Genomic DNA, 15376 nt, shown 5'->3' with positions numbered 1-15376 from the left:
CTTCAGCAAAATAACTAAAAGAAATTCACTTAGTTCTTATCTTTATCAAATCTGTTAATAAGTTTTTATGACCTTAAAAGACAAATTACTTGCTCAAAAAATCTATCTGCTTCTAGGTGCGCTTTTTATAACCTCTCTAGTCGTTTCTAACCTTATATTTCAAAAGTTTTTTTATTGGTACCCATTGGATATTAACATTTTTGGCGCTAAACTATTTGAGATTTCCGTTGGAATACTACCTTACCCAATCACTTTTTTAATTACCGATTTAATAAGCGAGATTTATGGTAAAAAACGCGCCAACCAAATTGTAATTGGTGGCATATTTGCTTCTGTTTTTTCTCTTTTAATTGTGTACTCCGCCAATGCCGTATCCGCTACAAGCTGGTCTCCCGTTGGCGATAATTTATTCTCAACTGTTTTTGGAAACACCATGATTGCTGTTTTTGCCAGCATGATGGCGTATCTCCTTGCACAATTAGTAGACATTCAGATATATCATTTTTGGAAACGGATCACTAAAGGCAAACACCTTTGGCTACGTAATAACTTCTCAACCTTTTTATCTCAATTTGTAGACACGTTTTCTGTACTATTTTTACTGTGTTCGTTTGGAGAGATTAGTTGGGACAGATTTGCCGGCTTACTAATTAGCGGTTTTATTTTTAAAGTACTAATAGCCATATTAGATACTCCGTTTTTATATTTAGGTGTTTACCTTTTTAGAAAACGTTTCAAGCTTAAAACAAACGAAGAAATACAACTGGTTTAACAAATGCTAAACTTTTATTAAATACTTTTGTTTGGGCAACTATTTAGCTAGATTAAGCGTAAATAAATTGTAAACAAACAGATAATTTGATGAAGAAAAAACTTAAAATAGTAGGTATATCATTACTAATACTAATAGCATTATTAATTGCAAGTCCATTTATTTTCCAAAACCAAATCAAGGATATGGTGCGCACTTACATTAATCAAAATGTTAATGCTACCGTCACTTTTGACGATGTAAATTTAAGTTTTATTAGTAGCTTTCCGCAAGCTAACGTCACATTAGACAACCTTACTATAACTACTTTCGAGCCTTTTAAAAATGATACTTTAGCAAAAATCGATTTTTTATCTTTAGACATGTCCATTAAGGAATTGTTTAAAAAAATGGATGAAGAACCATTAATTGTAAACGCTATAGCTATTGACAATGCACTTGTAAATCTAAAAACAAATGCAGTTGGCGCTGTAAATTGGGGCATAGCTAAACCAAACAACACCAAAACTAGTACTACAAATGCAGATAGCACTGGTTTTGCTTTTGACATCGAAAGCTATAAGATTACTAATAGCGCTTTTAATTATTTAGACGAAAGCACTATAACTATTTTCAAAATCGCAAATTTAAACCACTCTGGAAAAGGAATCTTTTCAGGAAATTTATCAGAACTAGATACAAATACAGAAGCCAACGTTTCTTTTAGCATGGATGGCACAGAGTACTTAAGTAATAATAGCTTAAAACTAGATGCTTTAATTGACTTAGATCTAGCAAACAGTAAATATACTTTTAAAGAAAATAAAGCCTTAATTAATGATTTACCTTTAGAATTTAAAGGATTTGTTCAATTAATAGAAGCTGGACAAAATATTGATATTTCTTTTGAAAATCCAGGATCTACTTTCAAGGACTTTTTGGCAGTTATACCTAAAAGTTACGCTAAAAACTTAGACAATGTAGATACTACCGGAAATTTTAAAATCAATGGAGTAATTAAAGGAGAAGTTACAGAAACTAAAATACCAACCTTAGATATCAATATCCTTTCTAATAATGCGTCTTTCAAGTTTGACGACCTTCCAAAACGTGTCGAGAATATTAGTATTAATGTTGAAATTAAAAACGAAACAGGTATTACGGATGATACGTACGTTAAAATAAATACTTTAAATTTTAAAATAGATGAAGACGAATTCAAAAGTTCTGCAACTATTAAAAATTTAACCAAAAACATGTTAGTAGACGCGCATTTAGATGGTGTTTTAAATCTAGGTAACTTGACAAAAGCATACCCTATAGAGTTAACCAATAAACTAGAAGGTATTTTAAAAGCAGATCTTAATACTAATTTTGATATGAATGCAATCGAAACAAATGCATACACACGTATTAAAAACAATGGTGCTATAAGTGTTTCTGATTTTGTGTTTTCATCAGCAGATATCGTTAACCCAATAAACATAACAAAAGCAGCAGTAAATTTTAATCCGGGCACGATTACCTTAGACCAATTTATAGCTACAACAGGAGATACTGACCTAAATGCAACTGGGACTATAAATAACTTACTAGGATTTTTATTAAGTGATAAAAAACTACAAGGAGACTTTAACGTAAAATCTAATGTATTTAAAATAAGTGATTTTATGGTAGAAGGTGGTAGCGACGCCCCAGTAAATCAAAGTACAGAACCTGCAACTGCATTAAAAATACCCGCTTTTTTAGACTGCAGCATAACAGCAGATGCAAAAACAGTTTATTATGATAATCTAATATTAAAAGATGTCAAAGGAGATCTTAAAATAGCAGACGAAAAAGCACAACTAAAAAACGTTACCTCTAGCATATTTAACGGAAACCTAACCCTAGAAGGACTTGTGGATACTAAAAGCACAAAGCCAACTTTTAATATGAATGTTGGTGCTAAAAACTTTGATATCGCTCAATCGTTTAATGACTTAAATTTACTAAAAGCATTAGCTCCGATAACCAAAATATTAGAAGGTAAATTAAACAGTACGATTAATTTATCAGGAAGCTTAGGTGATGATTTCACACCGTTATTAAACAGTATAACAGGTGACGCTTTCGCGGAATTACTTACAACTAAAATTGAACCTAAAAATGAACAACTATTTTCTATGTTAGAAAGTAAGCTTAACTTTTTAGATTTTAGCAAACTGGATTTAAAAGACCTGCAAACCAAATTATCATTTGATAACGGACAAGTAACAGTTAAGCCATTTGATATAAAATATAAAGATATTAAAATGACGGTTGGCGGATCACATACGTTTAGCAACACCATGAATTACCAAATAGTACTTGATGTTCCTGCAAAATATTTAGGTAGCGATGTAAACAACCTGATAAATAAAATTAATGACCCTGCTGTAAATACCTTAACCATCCCCGTAACTGCATCTATTTCTGGTAATACATTAAAACCACAGGTAACTACAGATTTAACTAGCGGAGTTAAAAATTTAACCACGCAATTAATAGAAATTGAAAAACAAAAATTAATTAATAAAGGTAAAGACAAACTCACAGATGTTGTTGGAGGCATACTTGGAGGAAACACACCAAAAGACAGCACAAGCACTCAAACCAACACTGTAGTTAACGATGTTTTAGGAGGAATTCTAAATAACAACAAACCTAAAGATAGTACATCAACAGATTCCATTAAACCAAAAACACAAGTAAAAGACGTTATAAAAGGACTATTTGGTAAAAAGAAAGAGTAAAACGTTAGATTTTTAAATTTTAACAATTATTTATCGTTACTATGTCTTTTTTTTCAGAATTTTAATCGTTTGAGCTTTTATTTCAAAAGAATATGTTAATTATTTGGAAATGTCAATAAAAGCATTACATTGTACCTATAACATTAAATAATCCGGACTGAATGAGGCAATTAAAAATTACCAAGCAAGTTACCAACCGTGAGTCAAAATCACTAGATAAATACCTACAAGATATAAGCAAACTTCCCATGATTACCGCTGAGGAGGAAGTTGAATTGGCACAGAAGATTAGAGAAGGGTGTCAAAAATCTTTGGATTTATTAACCACTGCTAACTTACGTTTCGTAGTCTCTGTTGCAAAGCAATACCAAAACCAGGGTTTAACATTACCAGATTTAATTAACGAAGGTAATGCTGGATTAGTAAAAGCAGCAAAGCGATTTGACGAAACCAGAGGTTTTAAATTTATATCCTATGCAGTATGGTGGATTAGACAAGCAATTTTATCTGCTTTAGCAGAACAATCTAGAATTGTAAGACTTCCATTAAACAAAATTGGATCAATAAACAAAATAAGAAAAGTAACCTCTCACTTAGAGCAAGTCAATCAAAGACCTCCAAGTGCATCTGAGATTGCAAAAGAATTAGATTTAACAATTAGTGATGTTAAGCAATCTATGAAAATCTCTAGTAGACACGTCTCTATGGATGCGCCTTTAAAAGAAGGTGAAGATTATAGCTTATATGACTTAGTTAGCTCTAACGAGTCTCCAAACCCTGATAACAACTTAATGCGCGAATCTTTAAACACTGAGATTGATAGAGCATTAGAAACACTAACTCCTAGAGAAAGTGATGTTATTAGACTTAACTTTGGATTGAGCGATCAACCAGCAATGACATTAGACGAAATAGGTCGTACTTTTGACTTAACACGTGAGCGTGTAAGACAAATTAGAGAAAAAGGAATCAGACGTTTACGTCAAACTTCTAAGAGTAAAATACTAAAAACGTATTTAGGATAAACCTAAATAACGCTTTAGTCTATTAAATAACAAAAAAAGTGCATTATTAATTTGAATTATATTTTAATTTAATTGATATTTGCACCAGATTTAAAATTTAGATATGTTAAGAATTGAAATTAAAGAAGGTGAAAACATAGAACGTGCTCTAAAACGTTACAAACGTAAGCACAGAAATGTAAAAGTTATGCAAAACTTAAGAGACAAGCAATACTTTACAAAACCATCTGTAAAGAACAGACGTCAGATTCAAAAAGCTAGTTATATTCAAGGTCTTAGAGACGCAGAGAATATATAAATAACTTTTCTTTTATATAAAAAAACCACGCATTTTAAAATGTCGTGGTTTTTTTGTTGTTTAAAACATATTACATTAATTGTTTTCTTAACTAGTCATTGTAACATAAAGTTACCTCAGGCGATTATTAAAAACAACTGATATAAATAAGTTGTGCATAAAATTTAGAATTAACAATCAAAACATACAGTCGCATTTTGATTGGATTTTAGAACTTAAGATAGTCTACTTTGTATGGATCTCCCAATAAACTCTCCATTACTAATGGATTACCATTAGAGTAAAACTGTAACACAGACTTGCTATCACTTAAATTTAATAAGTTATGTTGCTCTAAAACTGCTTTTGTTTGTTTTGCTACTGCTTCTCCTGAATCAATGATTTTTACATGAGAAGGCAATAATGACAATAGTTGCCTAATTAGATATGGATAATGCGTACAGCCCAGGACTAGATAATCTATATTAGCTGCTAACATTGGTTTTAAATAAGTTTTAAGAAGCATTGTCATTTGATCAGAGTCAATGTGACCACTTTCTATCAACTGTACAATACCTTCTCCTTCTTGCTCTATAATCTTAATACCATTACTATACAACTGTGCTGTATCACAAAACAATTGACTAGTTAGCGTCCCTCTTGTAGCTAAGACGCCTATCGCTTTTGTTTTAGTTTGTAAAGCAGCTGGTTTTATAGCAGGCTCTATGCCAATAAAAGGCACATCATACTTTTGCCTTAAGTAGCTAATAGCATTAGTTGTAGCCGTATTACAAGCCACTACAATCAACTTACAGTTCTGATTAAGTAAATACTCAGTATTTTTTTCAGAGAGCGCTAAAATAGCCTCCTTACCTTTTGGTCCATAAGGCGCATTTGCACTGTCTGCTAAATAGATTGTATTCTCCTTTGAAAGCAATGCATGTATCGCCTTCCATATAGAAGTCCCTCCTACTCCAGAATCAAAAATACCTATAGGTTGTTTATTCATATAATTAAGCATAAAAAAAGCTGCCTAAATTTAGGCAGCTTAATTTTAATTTAAAAGGAATTCTAATTAAAATCCTAATTCTTTTTGTACATCAGATAATAAATCTTTACCAGAAGCCATAATTACACCTGAACTTTCAGAAGAATCTAAAACATAGTTAAAACCTTGTGCTGTTCCAACTTTTAAAATAGCTGCTTTCGCTTTTTCAGTAATTGGCTTTAATAAGTCAAATTCTTTTTTCTGTAATTGTGTTTGTGCGTCTGCTTGATACTGACGGATACTTTGTTGCATTCCTTGTAACTCTTCACCACGAGATTGATTTTGCTCGTTAGTTTTTGTAGCTGCTTCTGCTTCGTATAATTTTGCTTTAGCTTGGTATTCTTTTACCATTTCTTGGATATCTGCTTCAAATGTCTTTCCCATTTTCTCCATCTCTGACTGAGCAGCTTTCATTGCTGGCATAGACGCAACAAGTTTTTGTGTGTCAACATGTGCAACTTTAGTCTGAGCGTTAGTAAAACTTGTCGCTCCAATAAATAAGGCTGCTGCAAATAAAAGTGTCTTGAATTGTTTCATTTTTAAAATAGTATTTGTGTGTTATAAATTATTTGTATTAGTCTTAGTTGTCTTCGTCTTCTCCGCTCTGATTTTCTTCTTTAGCTTTCTTACGGTCATCTAAGATTTTTTGTTTTCTAGCTTCTAATTCAGCTTTTCTTGCTTCTCTATCCGCTAGTCTTTTTAATCTTTTTTCTTCAAGAATATCAGCACTTGACTTAGCTGCTGCTTCTTGGCTATCTTTTTGGGTATCATCAGCAACACTTGGCTTATCTGTTTCTGTTTGATCACCACTTCTTTCTTTTAACTTATCTTCTCTTGCTTTTGCACGTTCTTCTAAAATCTTAGCTCTTCTGTCAGCAGCTTCTTTTTTCTTAGCTTCTCTAGCATCTAAAATCTCTTTCTTTCTTAATTCAGCTGCAGTTGCACGCTCTGCATTCTTCTCGTCTATTGCTTTTTGACGTGATTCCTTTTCTTCGTTAATCTCAACTACTACATCTTCAGCCTTTGCATTTTTACGTTCCGCCTTATTTTTAGCCTGGGTACGTTTTGATGCTCTAGAGATTGTTCTAATAATTAACTCACTCATATCAAAACGTTCTGCAGAATATAACATAACTACGTCTGCTGACTTATCAAAAACAAAATCATATTTCTTTGCTTTTGCAATATCTTGTACTGCCTGAAAAATCTGATCTTGCACAGGCTGCATTAATTGTCTTTTCTGAAGCATTAAATCTCCATTAGGACCAAAACGTTTTTGCTGATAATCTAAGATTTCTTTTTCTTCAAAAACAATATCTTCTTCACGTTCTTCAATTAACTCTTTTGTCAATAATGCTTTTTCATTATTTAAAGACTCACGTTTTAATTTTACTTCGTTAAGCTTTGTTTCAATTTCAGCTTTCCATTTCTGAACTTTGTTCTCTAATTGACCTGTAGCTTCTGTATATTCTGGAATGTTTTCTAAAATATACTCAGTATCTATATAACCAATTCTAACTCCACGTTGAGCATTAGCAGAAAAACCTGCTGCTAACATAACCAATACAATAAGAACTTTTAATTTCATTTTGGATGTTGTTTAAATATTTCTTTAGTATAAACTCAAATTAATTACAAACATTATAATACCAATGTCATTTTTTGAGTTAATTTTTTCAAAATAACGAATTTAATTCTAAAAAAAATTAATTCTTTAATCAAATCCTTGTAATGTTATTAGAAAATATCGTGCCAAAAATAAAAAAATAAAGAAACGATGTTTGTAATTTACTGGTTTTATTGGGCTAAACTATAATTAATTAAAATTGTTGACCAATTATAAAGTGTGTTTCCCATCCATGTTTAGAAGTCTCTCCTGGCTGTGGATCAAACCCATGACCAAAGTCGATACCTAATAAACCAAATGCTGGCATGAAGATTCTTAAACCTAAACCTGCAGATCTCTTAAGTGCAAATGGATCGTAATCATTAAAATTATCATAAGATCCCCCTGCTTCTAAAAACCCTAGCGCATAAATCTTAGCAGATTGCTTTAAGGTAATAGGGTAACGTAACTCTAAAGAAAATTTATTATAAATAGTACCACCATCAGCAGATGATAATGCTTGATTTGAATATCCACGTAAGGCAACAGCTTCTCTACCATCTAAACTATAACTTCCTAGACCATCCCCTCCAACAAAGAAACGCTCAAAAGGAATAACACCTCTATCTTGGTTATAAGCACCTAAGAAACCAAATTCTATACTTGGACGTAATACTAATTTACCAACTAGTCTAGTGTACCAATCTCCTTTAAATTTAATTTTATAAAACTCCAACCATTTATAACGCTCTTGATCAATTTCACTTACCCTATTAGCTGCTGCTGTTCTTAAAATAGTATTAGCATCTGCATCATTAGCTATAGCTTCATTAGTATCTCTTTCTGATTTTAAAGCACTATAATCTGTACTATTAAATATTGAATATGGTAACGAGAACTTTGCTGTTGCAGAAAAACTAGACCCTCCCATTGGGAAAATTGGATCGTTAAACGTATTATTTCTACTTAGCCCTAACGTATAAGACAAGTTATTTGAATACCCATCTCCAAAAGTAAATAGTCCTGTATTATAGTTTTTTAAATTGTAATGTTGAAAACTTATCGCTTGAGACAATGTAAAGAAATCATCCGGAATTGATAAACGCTTAGCTAAACCAAATGTTATACCTGTAATATTAAAACGACTGTCCTTATCCGCATTACCAGTTGTTGCATCATATAAAAATTGCTTTGTTTGAGAAATAGATGTAGAAAACTGTACTGGTTTTTTACCTCCTAACCATGGCTCTGAAAATGAGAAGCTATATGTTTGGAAAAATCTACTTGCTTGTAAACGTAATGCTAATTTTTGACCATCTCCTGTTGGTATTGGCTTATAAGCATCTTTTTTAAAGATATCTTTAATAGAAAAGTTATTAAAAGACAATCCTAAAGTACCAATAAAACCACCTCCACCGTAACCTCCTTGAAGTTCGATCTGACTAGATCCTGCTTCTACAACAGCATACTCCATGTCAATTGTACCTTCTTCTGGATTTGGATTTTTAAAATTTGGTGTTAATTGCTCTGCATCAAAGAATCCTAACTGACTTAATTCTCTAATTGTTCTTACAACATTTTCTTTACTATATAAATCACCTGGTCTTGTTCTAATTTCTCTATAGATAACATGATCGTTAGTTTTTTGGTTACCAACAACTGTTACTCTGTCAAAATACACTGGCTTACCTTCAGAAATTCTAATTTCCATATCAATAACATTACCATCTGCATTAATTTCTACTGGGTTAATAGTAGAAAATAAATACCCGTTGTTTTGATATAAGTTAGTTAAATCATCTCCGTCAGGTTTAGTTTCATCAGCAATACGCTTTTGAAGTTCTACACCATTATATGTATCTCCTTTTACAATTCTTAACTTTCGTCTTAAAGCCTCATCCGAATAAACAGTGTTACCAATAAAAGTCATGTCTCCAAAAGTGTACTTCTCACCTTCTTCAACCTTAATTTTTAGAGATACTGTTTTATCGTTGTTGTCAATTAGAGAATCAGAAATTACTCTTGCATCTCTATATCCTATTTCTTTATACTTATTGACTACACTGGTAAGATCTTCTTTAAAATCTGCTTCAATAAATTTTGAACGCTTTAAAACTCTAATTGGATTTTTCTTCTTAGTGTTTTTCATAGCTTTTCTAAGGTTTTTATCACTTAAAACGCTATTCCCTTCAAAATCTATGTTTTTAATTTTTACTTTGTCACCTTTGTTAATAGCAACAATCATGTTAACTATAGGCTTTTCTAAAGAGTCATTTACAACTTCGATAGTATTTACATTAACCTTAGCATTAAGAAAACCATTTTTCTTGTACTTGCTTTCTAAATAGTTTTCTGTAGTTGTAATTAAGTTTTCAGTAACCTTTGTTCCTCTTAAAAGTTTATTTTCTTTTAAAATAGTTTCGTGTTTACCTTTTTTAACACCAGTAATAACAATCTCTTTAAGCTCTGGCAAATCTGACAATCTTATTTCTAAAAAAGCACTATCACCTTCTACCTTTAGTAAATACATTTCTATATCACTAAATAAATTAGATTTCCATAATTTTTTTATGGCATCACTAATTTCTTCACCAGGAACCATAATTTCTGTTCCTTTTTTTAAACCGGAATAGGCAATTATAGTCTGCTCACTAAAGCTAGTATTTCCTTTAACTGTTATTTCTGCTAGATTATATTTCTTACCGTCTTCGTAACTTAAATCCTGTGCGCTTATTGTTAACGTACTTAAAAAAGTAATCACTAACAAAGTGTAGTTTAATATTGTTTTCAATGGTAATTGTTTAGCTAATTTGTTCACTGGTTTTCCCAAATCGTCGTTCTCTTTTTTGATATTCAATAATAGCTTCATATAAATGTTGCTTTGTAAAGTCTGGCCAAAGTACTGGTGTAAAATATAACTCTGCGTAGGCTATTTGCCATAGCAGAAAATTACTAATACGTTGCTCTCCACTTGTCCTTATAAGTAAATCAACATCAGGTAAACTCTGCGTGTAAAGATGTGCATTAAATACCGATTCGTCAATACTTTCTGTAGAAATTATATTATTTTTAACTTTAGTACTGATTTCTTTAACAGCATTTAATAGCTCTTCTCTAGACCCATAGCTTAGTGCTAAAGTCAGATCCATGTGCGTATTTTCCTTAGTTAATTCAATAACTTCTTGTAATTCTTTATATACTTTTTTTGGCAATGATTTTAAATTACCAATAGCTTTTAATTTAATATTATTGTCCTTAAAGGTCTTTATCTCTTTTTTAAGAGAAGACACTAATAATCGCATTAACGTATCCACTTCTAACTTAGGTCGGTTCCAATTTTCTGTAGAAAACGCGTATAAAGTCAAATGTTTAATACCTAATTCTGCACAAGCCTCAACTGTTTGACGCACAGATTTAGTTCCATTTTCATGGCCAAAAGCGCGTAACATTCCTTTTTGCTTTGCCCAACGCCCATTACCATCCATGATTATGGCGATATGCTTTGGCAAATTTTGCTTGTGTATGTGATCTTCTATATTCAAATTAATATCCGCAATAACATGGGTTCTTTCCAAAAGTATACGTTAATGTTACTCCTGTAAATGTATACCAATCATTATTATTTAAATTTCCAAAACTTCTATCAGCTAATTCTTTTGAGTCTGGTGCACTACCATCTAGATTATCCGAAAACGTATAACGTGCTCCAACCTCTAAAGCCAAGACAATATTAGGTGTAACCAGAGCTTTAAACCCCACAACCATAGGTATACCAATAGCAATACTGCTAGAGTCCTCCGTTTGCACGTCTCCTAAACTATCATAATATAAGCTATCGTGTTGTATTGCACTTACGCCCGAAAACAAGTAAGGTGTGTATATAAATCCGCCTTGATGCAAATTAAAATCAAAAAAAGTAAACTCGACACCTGCGGTCAATTCTATGATTTGATTATTAAACTCAAGACCTCTTATTTCTCTACTTGGATCATCAGAATTTGTATCAATCCCTTCCAAGTCAGCAAAAGTTAAAGACACTCTGTAAGAATGTCTTGGGCTTCTATTCCATTTATAGATCGCTCCAATAGCTAATTGATTGGGTGCAATATAATCTGTAGCTCCAACATCTCCTATAAAATTGGCACCACCCAAATACAACCCAAACTCGTTGATTTGTGCACTACTAAAATGTATGCTTAAAAATGTTAGTATGACTAAGGTAAACTGCTTCATAAATCTTCAAAGTTTGCAAATATAATAAATAAGACTACTCCATAACAATTTGATTGAAATAGTTACACTTAAAAACACATTTAACAAGATTTTATTGTTTAATTACGCTTGTCTTCTCCCCAAAGCAGTTTTTTTCGGAGTGTATCCAAGAAAGTTTCGTTGTTTAAAACGATCATTTTGATAGTAAACGGGGCTTTTTTTATGGTTATTGTTGTTTTGTTAGTTAAGGTCGCAATTCTAGAATCCATAGACACTAAATGCTCCTTTTCTCTACCATTTACTTTTAAAGTTATTACTGTAGAGTCTTCAATAACTAACGGTCTTGCACTTAAATTATGCGGTGCAATTGGCGTTAAAACTAAACTTGCTGCGTTAGGCGTAATTACGGGACCACCACAACTTAAAGAATACCCTGTGGATCCTGTTGGTGTAGATATAATCAATCCATCACTCCAATACGACGTTAAATACTCGCCATTTAATTCGGTTTCAACCGTAATCATAGAAGTTGTATTTTTTCTACTAACAGCTATTTCGTTTAAAGCAAAATTACAAGTATTAATTTCGGCATTATCCTCAGAACTTTTAATAGTAAGTAAGCTGCGTTCTGAGATTGAATAGTTTTTATCTAAAATATTTTGGATCGCGTCTTCAATCTCTTCATGTTGGATCGTAGCTAAAAATCCTAAACGACCGGTATTAACACCAACAATCGGGATATTTAAATCTCCAACTAAAGTTATTGCTCTTAAAATAGTACCATCACCACCAATACTAACCAGAAAGTCAAAACTGTTATCTAACGTTATAAATGTAGCATAATCGGCTTCAATCTTTGGCGACACACCTTTATAAAAAGCAGCTTCAATAACCACCTCTATATTCTTTTTTTGAAACACATCTAATAACACTTCTAGTGATGCTAATGGTTTCTTTTTCTGAAATTGACTATAAACAGCAACTTTCACCATTACATATTAAGGTATTTATTAAGGTAATCTGATCGTTCTTTCAAACCATCAAGATAACTATCTTCCTCATGACCTGACACTATATTATAGCTATAACGCCTAAAGGTTTGCACCATTTCGCTTAAACCAACATTTCCTATTTTTAGAGTAATTTGCGCAATATCGTTTTCAATTTTAGAAATAAAAGCGCCATATAACTTACCATCATTGCTTTCTACAATTTGACTAATTTCGCTAAACGAATAATCTATCAATCCTTTTTCTATGATTAAAACCGCTCCGTTCTCCGCAAAAAAAGGTGTTTCGTTAAACAAACCAATAATATCATTAAGCTCATAATACCCTAAATACTTATTACTGCTATCTAAAACAGGCATAATATTAGTGGAGTTTTGGGCAAACGCCTCTAAAACATCTAACCAATTAGTATCGTTTCTTACAAAAAAACCTTCGGTAGCATATCCACAATCAGAAATAACCTCAACTTTTTGAAAACAATGTGCGTCATTCTCTGAGATACATCCTAAATAAACTCCCGCTTCATTTTCAATAGGAATATGAGAGTAGGTTAATTGGTTAAACAACAGTTGCAAATCACTAACTAAGCCCGTGTTTAGCAATGGTTTTATATCATTTATTACGTAATCTGAAAGGTTCATTTTATAAAAACTTTTGTTTTGCAAATTAATTAAAAATTAGCACAAAAAGCCTCTTATACTTTGTATTTTTGTGTTTTAAATTATAGTATAGTTATGACAAAATTAAGCGTAAACATCAATAAGATTGCTACTTTAAGAAATTCTCGTGGCGGTAACACCCCAAACGTGGTTCAGTTTGCAAAAGACGTACAACGTTTTGGAGCGGAAGGCGTAACCATACATCCTAGACCGGACGAACGTCATATTACCTATCAAGATGCCTATGATTTAAAACCGGTAGTACATACGGAGTATAATATAGAAGGTAATCCAATTCCAAAGTTTATGGATATGGTTTTAGAGTTACAACCTACACAAGTCACGTTAGTACCAGATAGTATTGATACATTAACTAGTAATGCAGGTTGGGATACTATTAAAAATAAAGGGTTTTTAACCGAAGTCATTGCTGAGTTTAAGAAAAAAGGTATCAGGACATCCATATTTGTAGATCCTGATTTAGCACAAATCGAAGGAGCAAAAGCAACAGGAACAGATAGAATTGAATTATACACAGAAGCATTTGCGCATGAGTATAGTTTAGGTAATCAAAACGCCATACAACCTTATACGGCTTGTGCCGAATTAGCAAATAGCTTAGGACTTGGTGTTAATGCCGGACATGATTTATCTTTGGATAACATTCAGTTTTTTAAACAAAATATGCCAGGTCTTTTAGAAGTCTCTATAGGACATGCTTTGGTTTCTGAAAGTTTATATCTAGGTGTTGAAAATGTGATTAATATGTACAAGAATAAATTACAATAAAAACGTATGGTGTTACATTCAAATATTATAGGTGAAGGAAAACCGTTTGTGATTCTTCATGGTTTTTTAGGCATGAGTGATAATTGGAAAACGTTAGGTAATCAGTTTGCTGAGCATTTTCAAGTACATTTGGTAGACCAGCGCAATCACGGTCGTAGTTTTCATGATGATGCTTTTTATTATGAAGCATTAGCCGAAGATTTAAAAAATTACTTTGACACACACCAAATAAAGGACGCCATACTTTTAGGGCATTCCATGGGCGGAAAAACAGCCATGTTATTTGCAACACTATATCCAGAATTAGTAAGCAAATTAATAATAGCTGACATTTCTCCACGTTTTTACCCAATCCATCATGATGCCATATTGGACGGTCTAAACAGCTTAGATTTTGACACTTTAAAAAGTCGTGGTCAAGCAGACAAACAACTTGCAAATTATGTAACAGATGCAGGTACACGCATGTTTTTACTAAAAAATCTATATTGGATCGAAAAAGGAAAACTAGCCTTAAGAATAAACTTAGATGTGTTAACAGAAAATGTTTCTGAAGTTGGAGAAGCACTTCCATTACACGCCAAATTTGACGGAGATACTTTATTTTTGCGAGGTGACAAAAGTGAATACATAGGTAATCAAGATGAAACCCTGATTAAAAATCATTTTCCTGAAGCTAAGATTATAACTATTGCCAATGCAGGACATTGGTTACATGCAGAAAACCCAAAAGATTTTTATCAAGCTGTAACAAATTTTGTAAATTAAAGTCTATTAACTAAACCCTAGTTTATGAAACTTATTATAAGATTACTACTAAACGCTATAGCCGTATTTGCTATAGCCAATATATTAAACGGTGTATCCATAGATAATTACACAACCGCTATAATTGTGGCTGCAGTACTTTCTTTATTAAATCTATTGGTCAAACCCATATTAATATTACTAACATTACCCATTACAATTTTAACACTTGGCTTGTTTTTATTTGTAGTCAATGGGCTAATTATTTTACTAGCAGACAACTTTATAGATGGCTTTGCTGTATCCAGTATATGGACCGCTATTTTATTTAGTATTTTACTATCCCTTTTACAATGGTTACTGCAATCGTTTTTAAAAACAGATAAAGATTCAAATTAAATCTTAAAAATAGTCTGTAACACAACATGTTAAAAACTTTGTAATACTATAAAAAAGTAGTACTTTTGCACACCTTTTT

At 32.0% G+C, this 15376-nt stretch carries 15 protein-coding genes; 7 read left to right on the top strand and 8 right to left on the bottom strand.

Annotation, left to right across the window (positions count from 1 at the left end; translation table 11 throughout):
* The first annotated feature begins 67 nt into the window (after positions 1-67).
* The 4 genes from BMZ09_RS14305 to rpsU all read left to right on the top strand — a co-directional run bounded on the left by BMZ09_RS14305 (position 68) and on the right by rpsU (position 4848).
* Positions 68-772, top strand: coding sequence for a queuosine precursor transporter (locus BMZ09_RS14305; RefSeq protein WP_090841848.1), 705 nt, complete (start codon positions 68-70; stop codon positions 770-772).
* Between the two features lie 89 nt (positions 773-861).
* A complete protein-coding gene (locus tag BMZ09_RS14300) occupies positions 862-3525 on the top strand; it encodes an AsmA family protein (protein ID WP_090841845.1) in 2664 nt (887 codons plus the stop codon).
* A gap of 161 nt (positions 3526-3686) precedes the next feature.
* A complete protein-coding gene (locus BMZ09_RS14295) occupies positions 3687-4550 on the top strand; it encodes a sigma-70 family RNA polymerase sigma factor (RefSeq protein WP_090841843.1) in 864 nt (287 codons plus the stop codon).
* Between the two features lie 103 nt (positions 4551-4653).
* Positions 4654-4848 (top strand): 30S ribosomal protein S21, encoded by a 195-nt coding sequence (gene rpsU / locus BMZ09_RS14290; protein ID WP_090841842.1) that lies wholly within the window; start codon positions 4654-4656, stop codon positions 4846-4848.
* Between the two features lie 208 nt (positions 4849-5056).
* Here the strand turns inward: rpsU and murI are convergent, their stop codons facing one another.
* The 8 genes from murI to BMZ09_RS14250 all read right to left on the bottom strand — a co-directional run bounded on the left by murI (position 5057) and on the right by BMZ09_RS14250 (position 13344).
* The gene (gene murI, locus BMZ09_RS14285) at positions 5057-5836 is read right to left on the bottom strand and encodes a glutamate racemase (protein ID WP_090841840.1); all 780 of its coding nucleotides are present in this window, start codon (positions 5834-5836) and stop codon (positions 5057-5059) included.
* Between the two features lie 66 nt (positions 5837-5902).
* Entirely contained in the window at positions 5903-6412 is a 510-nt protein-coding gene (locus tag BMZ09_RS14280; RefSeq protein WP_090841839.1) for an OmpH/Skp family outer membrane protein, read from the bottom strand.
* Between the two features lie 43 nt (positions 6413-6455).
* Positions 6456-7463 (bottom strand): OmpH family outer membrane protein, encoded by a 1008-nt coding sequence (locus BMZ09_RS14275; protein WP_090841837.1) that lies wholly within the window; start codon positions 7461-7463, stop codon positions 6456-6458.
* A 232-nt stretch (positions 7464-7695) separates the two neighbouring features.
* The gene (locus BMZ09_RS14270; protein WP_090841835.1) at positions 7696-10350 is read right to left on the bottom strand and encodes a BamA/OMP85 family outer membrane protein; all 2655 of its coding nucleotides are present in this window, start codon (positions 10348-10350) and stop codon (positions 7696-7698) included.
* On the bottom strand, positions 10283-10966 hold the full coding sequence (locus BMZ09_RS14265; protein ID WP_394364791.1) for an isoprenyl transferase: 684 nt from the start codon (positions 10964-10966) through the stop codon (positions 10283-10285). Before BMZ09_RS14265 ends, BMZ09_RS14270 begins: the two co-directional genes overlap by 68 nt.
* A gap of 58 nt (positions 10967-11024) precedes the next feature.
* Positions 11025-11714 carry a type IX secretion system protein PorG gene (gene porG, locus BMZ09_RS14260; protein ID WP_090841833.1) on the bottom strand — a complete coding sequence of 230 codons (690 nt, stop codon included), beginning with the start codon at positions 11712-11714 and terminating at the stop codon, positions 11025-11027.
* Positions 11715-11812: 98 nt separating this feature from the next.
* Entirely contained in the window at positions 11813-12682 is an 870-nt protein-coding gene (locus BMZ09_RS14255) for an NAD kinase (RefSeq protein ID WP_232782613.1), read from the bottom strand.
* A 2-nt stretch (positions 12683-12684) separates the two neighbouring features.
* A complete protein-coding gene (locus BMZ09_RS14250) occupies positions 12685-13344 on the bottom strand; it encodes a CBS domain-containing protein (protein WP_090841829.1) in 660 nt (219 codons plus the stop codon).
* Between the two features lie 93 nt (positions 13345-13437).
* Here BMZ09_RS14250 and BMZ09_RS14245 point away from each other — a divergent pair, with 93 nt between their 5' ends.
* The 3 genes from BMZ09_RS14245 to BMZ09_RS14235 are packed head-to-tail and all read left to right on the top strand — an operon-like array spanning position 13438 to position 15297.
* Positions 13438-14151 (top strand): pyridoxine 5'-phosphate synthase, encoded by a 714-nt coding sequence (locus tag BMZ09_RS14245; protein WP_090841827.1) that lies wholly within the window; start codon positions 13438-13440, stop codon positions 14149-14151.
* Positions 14152-14157: 6 nt separating this feature from the next.
* Entirely contained in the window at positions 14158-14919 is a 762-nt protein-coding gene (locus BMZ09_RS14240; protein ID WP_090841825.1) for an alpha/beta fold hydrolase, read from the top strand.
* Positions 14920-14943: 24 nt separating this feature from the next.
* Positions 14944-15297, top strand: coding sequence for a phage holin family protein (locus BMZ09_RS14235; RefSeq protein WP_090841823.1), 354 nt, complete (start codon positions 14944-14946; stop codon positions 15295-15297).
* Positions 15298-15376 lie beyond the last annotated feature (79 nt).

It is taken from the genome of Olleya namhaensis (assembly GCF_900114005.1).
Taxonomy (GTDB): domain Bacteria; phylum Bacteroidota; class Bacteroidia; order Flavobacteriales; family Flavobacteriaceae; genus Olleya; species Olleya namhaensis.
The sequence above is the reverse complement of the archived record's forward strand: the minus strand, read 5'-3'. Positions and strand labels throughout refer to the sequence as shown.